The sequence below is a fragment of the Weissella sp. DD23 genome (genome assembly GCF_001579105.1).
GTDB lineage: Bacteria > Bacillota > Bacilli > Lactobacillales > Lactobacillaceae > Weissella > Weissella cibaria.
This window is the reverse complement of the sequence record NZ_KQ970391.1, coordinates 109,332-119,445: the sequence shown is the minus strand read 5'-3', so window position 1 is coordinate 119,445 and position 10,114 is coordinate 109,332. Positions and strand designations below refer to the sequence as shown.

General features: G+C 47.4%; 6 protein-coding genes. All 6 read right to left on the bottom strand.

Annotation, left to right across the window (positions count from 1 at the left end):
* Positions 1-141: 141 nt before the first annotated feature.
* A complete protein-coding gene (gene cysS, locus WEIDD23_RS03180) occupies positions 142-1,557 on the bottom strand; it encodes a cysteine--tRNA ligase (protein WP_062358751.1) in 1,416 nt (471 codons plus the stop codon).
* A 78-nt stretch (positions 1,558-1,635) separates the two neighbouring features.
* The gene (locus tag WEIDD23_RS03175; RefSeq protein WP_062358750.1) at positions 1,636-5,073 is read right to left on the bottom strand and encodes a pyruvate carboxylase; all 3,438 of its coding nucleotides are present in this window, start codon (positions 5,071-5,073) and stop codon (positions 1,636-1,638) included.
* A gap of 19 nt (positions 5,074-5,092) precedes the next feature.
* Entirely contained in the window at positions 5,093-6,052 is a 960-nt protein-coding gene (locus WEIDD23_RS03170) for an L-lactate dehydrogenase (RefSeq protein ID WP_010372130.1), read from the bottom strand.
* 92 nt (positions 6,053-6,144) lie between these two features.
* Complete coding sequence (locus WEIDD23_RS03165) at positions 6,145-7,566, bottom strand: anion permease (RefSeq protein WP_010372129.1); 1,422 nt, start codon at positions 7,564-7,566, stop codon at positions 6,145-6,147.
* A 33-nt stretch (positions 7,567-7,599) separates the two neighbouring features.
* Positions 7,600-8,994: a flavocytochrome c gene (locus WEIDD23_RS03160; RefSeq protein ID WP_010372126.1), complete on the bottom strand. Its 1,395-nt coding sequence runs from the start codon at positions 8,992-8,994 to the stop codon at positions 7,600-7,602.
* Between the two features lie 4 nt (positions 8,995-8,998).
* The coding region (locus WEIDD23_RS03155) for a class II fumarate hydratase (protein WP_242865414.1) at positions 8,999-10,114 on the bottom strand (1,116 nt) is incomplete at its 5' end.

Genomic DNA, 10,114 nt, shown 5'->3' with positions numbered 1-10,114 from the left:
ACCAGCCATTAGTGAGCCCGTATGCTCCCAAGCTTTGATAGCAACACTATCAGAGAACCACAAAAAGAAATCCCCAGAAACAAGATCACTTGTCTCTGGGGATTTCTATTACTAATTAATCAATCATGTAAAAATGTTTGATTAGGCACGACGCCAACGCGTTCCTTGTGGCGTATCTTCTAGGATAATGCCACGTGAAGCCAATTCATCACGAATTTCGTCTGAACGAGCAAAGTTTGACGTCTCACGGGCAGCATCACGTTCCTTGATCAATGCATCAACATCTGCATCCAACAAAGGTGCTTGCTCCAAACCATCAACACCAAACACGTTCATCAAGTCCTTGATTTGCTTCAAAACAAAGTTGACCGTGTCAGTCTTAACTTCTTCAGCTTGTGAGTACAAGTTGGCCAATTCAATCAACTCATAAACCGCAGTCATCGCGTTTTGTGCGTTGAAGTCATCGTCCATAGCCTCAACAAAGGCATCAACCTTTTCTTGCGCCTTTGCTTCGATATCAGCATCTGAACCGGCAACTGCTGATCCCAAACGGAATTGCAAGTTACGGTAACCAGTGCGGATACGCTCCAAGTTGCGGGCAGCCAAGTCCATGTTCTTTTGTGAGTAGGCAATTGGGCGACGGTATTGTGTCGTAGCCATGAAGAAACGCAAAACCATTGGATCATCGATTTGTTGCAACAATTCGTGCACAGTCGTGAAGTTTCCCAATGACTTTGACATCTTCTCGTTTTCATCACCAACCGTAACGAAACCGTTGTGCAACCACTTCTCAACGAACTTTTCACCCGTGTGAGCTTCAGTTTGTGCGATTTCATTTGTGTGGTGTGGGAAAGCCAAATCGATTCCACCACCGTGGATGTCCAAGTGGTTTCCCAAGTACTTCGTTGACATCACTGAGCACTCAATGTGCCAACCAGGACGTCCCTTACCCCAAGGTGAGTTCCAGGCAATTGCACCATCGCCATTCTCACCCTTCCAGACTGCGAAGTCCATTGGGTCTTCCTTACGAGCCAATTCGCCATCGTCCAAACGACCAGCAGCGTTTGATTCCATTTCAGCCAAGTCTTGGTGGGCCAAAATACCGTAACCCTTAAACTTCTTGGCACGGAAGTAAACGTCACCTTCTGATTCGTAGGCGTAACCCTTCTTAATCAAATCCTCAACGAATTCGATAATCTCTGGGATGTGCTCCGTTGCACGTGGACGAACAGTGGCAGGCTTGATGTTCAATGGTGCCGTATCTTCGTTAAAGGCATCAATGTACTTATCAGCCAATTCTGGTACGGTGATACCTTGCTCGCTAGCTGCAGCAATCATCTTGTCGTCAACGTCCGTGAAGTTTGACACATAGTTCACTTCGTATCCACGATACTCGAAGTAACGGCGGATCGTGTCGAATGCAATCGCTGAACGTGCATTACCGATGTGAATGTAGTTATAAACAGTTGGTCCGCAGACATACATATTGATCGTCTTTTCATTGATGGGCGTAAAAGTTTCCTTTTCCAAGCTCATCGTGTTGAAGGTCTTCATCATTTTTGCATGCTCCTTTAATTTAATAAGTTAATTTTAGCATATGACTTCAAATACTCTAAGCATTTACACTTGCATCCGTTATTCAGGATTCATTTCGATCAACAAGTCACCACCGGCCACAACTTCACCGTCGGCCACATGCACAAATTTAACCGTGCCATCAAATGGCGCTTGTACCGTCGTTTCCATCTTCATGGCTTCTGTGACAATTAGCACATCCCCTTGCTTAACAGCTTGGCCGTTCTCAACGTGAACCGACAAAACATTGCCAGCCATCGTTGCACCAATTTCACTTGGGTTCGTTGGCTCAGCTTTACGTCGTTGCACGGTTGTCACTTGCGCTGATTCATCTTGCACTGAAATTTCAACCGGTGTGCCATTCACATCAAAGTACATCGTCCGACGACCATCTGGGTTAATATCACCGATTTGTTGCAATTGGAAAATCACCGTTTGACCTGGTGCCAACGCAACGTCGACCCGTTCGCCCACTCGCATGCCTTGGAAGAAAGTTGGGGTATCCAATACGGTCATCGGACCAAACTTACCTTGGTTTGTCACATAATCCTTAAAGACTTGCGGATAAATAATGTATGAAATCACTTCTTCTGGCGTTGCAACGCGACCTAAAATACCATCTACCGTGACCTGCATTGCATCAAAATCAGCTGCTGGCGTTAATGCCCCAGGTCGAACCGTCAAAGCAGGCCGGCCCTTTAAAATCACTTTCTGCAAATCTGCCGGGAAGCCACCAACCGGTTGACCTAAGTTTCCAGCAAAGAAATCAACGACTGATTGTGGGAAGTCCATCGTCATCCCATCTGACAACACCTTCGCCGGTGTCAAATCATTTTGAACCATGAATAGTGCCATGTCACCGACAACCTTTGATGATGGGGTTACCTTGATGATATCCCCAAACATTTGGTTAACCGTTGCATACATTTGCTTCACATCATCCCAACGGTCGCCTAATCGCAACGCTTGTGCTTGTTGCTGCAAGTTTGAATATTGACCACCTGGCATTTCAACTTCAAAAATATCCGTTTGTGCCCCAACCATCTTGCTCATAAATTGACTATACTGTGGTCGGATTTCCGCCCAGTAACTATTTACGTGCTCAACTGCTGTCATATTCAACTCAGGTTGGCGCTGATTACCGCTTAAGGCGTAATACGTCGCACCCATTGACGGTTGTGACATCGTCCCTGACAAGGCTGATTGTGCCACATCAATCACGTCGACGCCCGCATCAACAGCCCGGGCATACGTATAAACACCGTTACCCGTTGTATCGTGGGTGTGCAAATGAATTGGCATATCAACCGCGTCCTTCAACGCACTTACTAGTTCATAAGCAGCTTCCGGCTTCAACAAACCTGCCATGTCCTTAATCGCCAACATGTGCGCCCCAGTTGCCTGAATTTCCTTGGCAAATTGCACATAGTAATCACGGGTATACTTCGTCCGGTTTGGATCTAAGATATCACCTGTGTACGCCATGGCGACTTCGGCAATCTTGTTATTGTCGCGCACATATTGGATACTCTTCTCCATTTGTGGCAACCAATTCAAACTATCAAAAATACGGAACACGTCCATCCCGTTTTGGGCGGCCAACTTAATGAATTCTTCTAAGACATTGTCCGGGTAGTTTTGATAACCTACTGCATTTGAACCACGGAATAGCATTTGCGATAACGTCCGTGGCATCTTTTCACGCAAAGCACGCAGACGCTCCCATGGGTCCTCACCCAAGAAGCGGAACGCCGTATCAAACGTGGCACCACCCCACATCTCGTTAGAGAACAAGTTTGGCATGGCCACCTGAGTCTCATCCGCAATTGCCAACATATCTTTCGTTCGCATCCGGGTCGCAAACAATGACTGGTGCGCATCACGCATCGTCGTATCCGTTAGCAATACCTTATCTTGCGTTTTTACCCATTCAGCAACGGCATCAGGCCCTTGTGCATCAAGAATATCCTTCGCCGTCACCAAATCAGTTGGCAAGACCAAATCAGTATTCGCTTTGAATTGTAGTGGTTCATGCAACTTGGGATAGTCATAATCAACCCCTGGGAAGCCATTGACCGTAATTTCACTGACATACTGAATCAATTTGCGGTCGTCTTGCTTTTCGATTGAAATATCGAAAAGTTCTGGGTGTTGATCAACGAACGTTGTTGGCGCATTGGCGGCTCGGAACAAGGGGTGTGCATAGACCTTCTTCAAGAACGGAATATTTGTTTTAACCCCACGAATCTCAAATTCATCCAACGCTCGGCGCATTTTATCAACCGCTTCTGAGAACGTGGCTGCGTGTGAAATGACCTTAGTTAACAAAGAATCAAAGTAAGGCGTAACTACCGAACCAACTTCCACACTACCCGAGTCCAGACGAATCCCGGTTCCACCAGGTGAGCGATACCATTCAATGCGTCCTGAATCAGGCATAAATTGATTCATCGGATCTTCCGTCGTAATACGTGATTGAATTGCCACACCCATTGCCTGCAAATCTGTCTGATGCGGGATTTGCAACGGATCGTCGTGTAGCCCAACGCCTTGGGCAATCAACAATTGTGACTTCACGATATCAACACCGGTAATCTCTTCCGTAACCGTGTGCTCAACTTGAACACGCGGATTCACTTCAATAAAGTAGAAATCATCCCCATCCACCAGGAATTCCACCGTACCGGCACTTTGGTAATCGACACTCTGCATCAAAGCGACCGCTGCGGCCTGAATTCGCGCACGCATATCCTTCGAAACAGAAACTGCGGGGGCGTATTCAATAATCTTTTGGTGACGACGTTGAATTGATGAGTCACGCTCAAACAAGTGCATGACTTCCCCTTGTTCGTCAGCCAAAATTTGAATTTCAACGTGCTTGGGATCTTGCAAGTATTTCTCTAGGTAGACATCTGACTTACCAAAGCTGGCCTTGGCTTCTGACGCAGCACGTTCAAATGCCTCACGCAATTCTTCTTCATGATTAACGACACGCATCCCACGGCCACCACCACCGGCTGCTGATTTTACAAAGACTGGGAAGCCGTTTTCATGACCGAATGCAATTGCTTCCGCAAGCGTTTCGACTGGGTGGTCAGTGCCGGGCACTGTTGGGACACCCGCAGCAATCGCAGCCTGTTTCGCAAGAATCTTGTCACCAAAAATCTCCAAGTGTTTAACCTTTGGCCCAACAAACTTGATGCCGGCTGCTTCAACCTTAGCAGCAAACTCAGCATTTTCAGATAGGAACCCATAACCTGGGTGGATTGCATCCGCTCCCGTTTCCTTCGCAATTCGCAAAATATCATCAATATCTAAGTACGCTGCAATAGGTGCCTTGCCCTCACCCACTTGATAGGCTTCATCTGCTCGGAAACGGTGCTTTGCAAACTCATCTTCCTTTGCAAAGATACCAACCGTTTGCATGCCCAATTCACTTGCAGCACGCATCAAACGGATAGCAATCTCACCACGATTTGCGACTAATAATTTTTTCATTCAATATCCCTCAACATCTTCACTTCATGAAGTTTGCTAGTGCGTCAGCCGTCACGGCTCGCAGGATCTCAGCCGAACGTTGCATTTGCATCTGTTCAGCTGATGATAACGCTGCCATGATGACGGTTTTTGCACCATCCCCGTTAATAACTGCCGGGCTACCAATGTACATATCTGACAAGCCATACTGGCCACTCATCCACGCACTAACTGGCAACACCATGCTTTCATCTCGCAATATCGCACGGACAATGCGTGCCAAGGCTGTCGCAACGCCATAAAACGTTGCCCCTTTGCGGCCGATAATGGCCCCGCCTTTCTTTGTTGTTGCTTCCATTAATTCTACCAAGTCTTGGGCAGAATTTCCGTACTTTTTATTAAAGTCGTTTAATGATTGTCCGCCAATTTGCGCCTCATCAAAATTTGCAAACGCCGAATCACCATGTTCGCCTAAGACTAAGACATCAATTGCAGCTGGTGCCACGCCGTACTGTTCAGCCAACGCAACTTGTAAACGCGCGGTATCCAAAGCTGTCCCCGTCCCAATCACACGATGTTCAGGGAGACCCGAAAATTGTTGGACCGCTAACGTGATGATATCAACCGGGTTCGTTGCGACCACAAAGATCCCTGTAAACCCTTCCGCCATGACGTTATCAACGACCTGTTTCACAATCGTCAAATTCTTGTCAATCAACTCTAGCCGTGTCTGTCCTGGTTTACGTCCAACACCAGCTGTAATCACCACAATATCTGCATCTGCGACCACTTGATAATTATGACCACCCGTCACTTGCTTTGGATACGTCCAAGGCGCCGTATCTTCTAAATCTAAGGCATCCCCCGTGGCATAATCCTTCGCCACATCCACAATGGCTAACTCTTCAGCAACCCCTTGTTGCATCAACGCATAACTAAAGGCTGATCCAACCATCCCGTCGCCAACTAGTACGACCTTTTGATGATGTTTTTGCGTCATCTTAAAATTCCTCTTTACCGAAAAGAGATGACCCAATTCTTGCGAACCGAGTCATCTCTGCTATTTTTTCTGTTTAACTCAAACGAAGTTGTTTACCACATACCAAGCAACTTCATCCACAAACTACCAACACCAATCCAAATGACGATGTAAACCAATCCCAAGATGAAGTTCATCCGCCACCATTCACCTTGCTTGACGTAACCAGCGCCAAACAAGATAGGTGCAGGACCTGAAGAATAGTGCGTTGTTGAGGCCATCAAGTTTCCGAAGAATCCAAGCATCAACGCTGCCAACAACGCTGGCACGTGAGCAGCAATCGCCACGGCCAAGAAGGCGGCGTACATAGCTGAAACGTGGGCCGTTGATGAGGCGAAGAAGTAGTGGCTGTAGAAGTATGCGACAAGCAAAACAATCAACACTACGAACCAGTTCAAACCACCCAAGCTAGCCCCGATGGTCTTTGACAACCAAGGGATGAAGCCTAGGGCATTCAATTGACTCGCCATCATGACCAAAACTGAGAACCAGAACAATGTGTTCCAAGCGCCAGTTTCCTTTAGAATGTCATTCCATGACAAAACACCAGCAATCAACAAGAAACCAATAACCAAGAATCCAGTTGTCGTTGAGTCAATCCCAATGAATGAGCCCAAAATCCACAATGCCAAGGCAATGACGAAACCAACAATCATCATGATTTCTGGCTTCGAAATCTTACCCATTTCGTGCAACTCACCGGCTGCCCAATCCTTGGCATCTGGCGTTTCCTTAACTTCAGGGGCATACATCTTGTAAATCAAGAATGGCACAATAATCAATGACAAAATACCAGGCACCAAAGCTGCCAAGAACCAGTTCATCCAAGTAATATCAACACCTTGCTTGGCCGCGAAGGCTTGCGCAATTGGGTTACCTGCCATGGCCGTCAAGAACATGGCCGCCGTAATAGCGTTAGCGTGGAATTCCGTAAAAATCAAGAATGAACCAATCTTACGTTCCGTACCCTTTTCAGGATCTGAACCAAACGTTTGGGCCAATGACTTAATGATTGGGAACATCACCCCACCAGCACGAGCCGTATTTGATGGCGTTCCAGGGGCAACAACCAAGTCAACCGCAGACAAAGCATATGCCAACCCTAGCGTCTTTTTACCAAAAGCGCGTACGAATATCAACGCAATGCGACGCCCCAAACCAGTCTTGATAAACCCACGTGAAATGAAGAAGGCCATCACAATCAACCAAATTGAGCCATTTCCAAATCCCACGATAGCCGTGTCCATTGGGACCGTACCCGTCAACACAACCGCAACGAACCCAACCAAAGCAACACCACCAAGTGGCAATGGCTTAGTGACCAACCCAACAATCGTGGCCACGAAAATCGCAAACATGTGCCACGCACTAATTGACATACCGTCTGGGCGCACACTGGCCAAGAACCATAGCACTAACCCAACTACCAATGGCGCAATGAATTTCTTATAATCCACTTTTTCCAAAGAATTCATGAGAAATTTCCTATCTATATTTTCTATGCTATTTTACAAACCAAGGACGTACTTAGCCGCTTGCTTACCAGCCTGACGACCAAACACCACCGTTTCGGCAATTGAGTTACCACCGATACGGTTGTTACCGTGCAAACCACCCGTTACTTCACCGGCGGCATACAAGCCAGTCACTGGCTCGCCAGCTTCCGTCACAACCTCAGTCAACGTGTTGATCTTGATGCCACCCATCGTGTAGTGGATGGCTGGCTTAATGTGAATGGCGTAGAATGGCGCCGTGGCAATCCCACGATCCATCGCCGTGTTACGACCAAACTCTGCATCTTCACCAGCAGCTTGGAACTCATTCCACTTAGCAACGGTTGCAGCCAAGTTGTCAGCGTCCAAGTTAGCCGTTTCTGCCAACTCAGCCAACGTTGCCCCTTCCATCACCAAGCCCATGGCGTGGTAGAAGTTAATTGCTGGGAACGCATCGCGAATACCTTGATCCAAAATCAACGTTGCCCCGTCTTCATGCAAATCGTTAATCGCAGCTGTCGCCTTATCACGCGTCGTCATTTCGTTCACGAAACGTTGACCAGCCCGGTTAACCAAGATGGCCCCTTCACCACGCACACCTTCACCAATCAAGTACACGTGATCTGTATCTTGTTGCGCAGTTGGGTGAATTTGAATCTTGCTCATATCAACCAACGTACCACCAACGGCCGTCGCCAACTTCATCCCGTCACCAGTTGCACCGGGGTGATTCGTTGTCTTCAAGTCCAACACTTCAGGGGCGTATTCAGCCAACATCTCCTTGTTTTGCGCAAAGCCACCCGCTGCAATCAAGACCGCCTTGGCATTGACCGTGCGCTCACCAATTTCGGCGTGCTTAATCTTCAAGCCCGTAATCTTGTCAGCCGTCTTAACCAATTCCAAGACTTCAGTACCGGCAAACAATGGAATTTGCTTAAAGGCTAATTGCTTTTGCAAACCCTTCACCAAGTAACCACCAACCGCTGACTTATCGCCAGGACGGTGTGCACGCTTTTGCGTCATCCCACCAGTTGACGTCAAATCAGTTAGGTTGATGTTGTGGTTATACAACCAATCAACGGCTGACTCAGAGTGCGTCACAAAGTATTGCAACAATTCCTTGTCATTGGCACCGCCACCACCTTTAAGCGTATCTTCATAGAATGATTCTTGTGAATCAATCACCCCATGATCAAGTTGGACAAACGTTTCAACCGCATTCATACCTGATGATGCACGGTTCGAGTTACCACCAAGCGCTTCCAGCTTTTCAAAGATGGCAACCTTCAAACCCAATTCTTGTGCTTGAATTGCGGCCGTCATACCTGCTGCGCCTGACCCAATAACGACGAAATCGTAGCTATCTTGCAAGTCAGCGATATTTGCCTTAGGGAAAATAAACTTAGCCATGTTTTTACTCCTTGTTTGAACGCTCAAGGTTCGTCATTGCCATGAAGTCCATCCACTCGTCGTATTGTTCTTCAGTCAAATCACCTGACTCAAGCGCAGCGACCTTCAACGTCGTACCATTCTTGTCAGCAGCTTGTGCAATTTCAGCAGCGGCGTGGTAACCGATGTGTGGTGACAATGCGGTCACCGTCATCAATGAGTTATCCAACAACTCACGCATGCGAGCTGGCTTAACGTCCAAACCGTGAATCATACGATCGGCAAATCCCGTCATCGTACCAGCCATCAATTCAGCTGACTCCAGGAAGGCGTCAATCATAACAGGCTTAAAGACGTTCAACTCGAAGTTACCTTGGCTTGAGGCCATCGTAATCGTCGTATCATTTCCGAAGACGCGCACAGCAGCCATCGTCAATGCTTCAACTTGGGTTGGGTTAACCTTACCTGGCATAATTGATGAACCAGGTTCGTTAGCTGGAATTGACAACTCACCATAACCACCACGAGGACCTGACGCCAAGAAGCGGATGTCGTTTCCGATCTTCATCAAGTCGGCAGCCAATGACTTAAAGGCACCGTGAACCGTGTTCATGGCTGTGTGGTTAGCCAAACCGTAGAACTTGTTGCTTTCGGCCGTGAATGGGAAGCCGTAAACTTCTGAAACTGTTGCAGCAATTGCCTTACCCAATTCCGTGTTCGCGTTCAAGCCAGTTCCAACTGCCGTACCACCCATTGCCAATTCGTACAATTGTGGGCGCAAAGCATCAATGTTAGCTTGGTTGTGCTTCAAAGCTGAAATGTAACCTGACAATTCTTGACCAAATGTCAATGGCGTTGCATCTTGCAAGTGCGTACGACCAACCTTGATTGTCTCCCAGAAGGCGTCTTGCTTAACACGCAATTCATCAATCAAGTGGGCCAATGCCTTTTCAACGTTATCGACAGCTTCAACCGCCACAATGTGCATCGCCGTTGGGAAGATATCGTTTGATGATTGACCCATGTTCACGTGGTCGTTAGGCAAGATTTGCAAACCACTTTGTTCACTTGCCAAGTGGGCAACCACTTCGTTCGTGTTCATGTTTGTTTGCGTACCTGAACCCGTTTGGTAAACAGATAG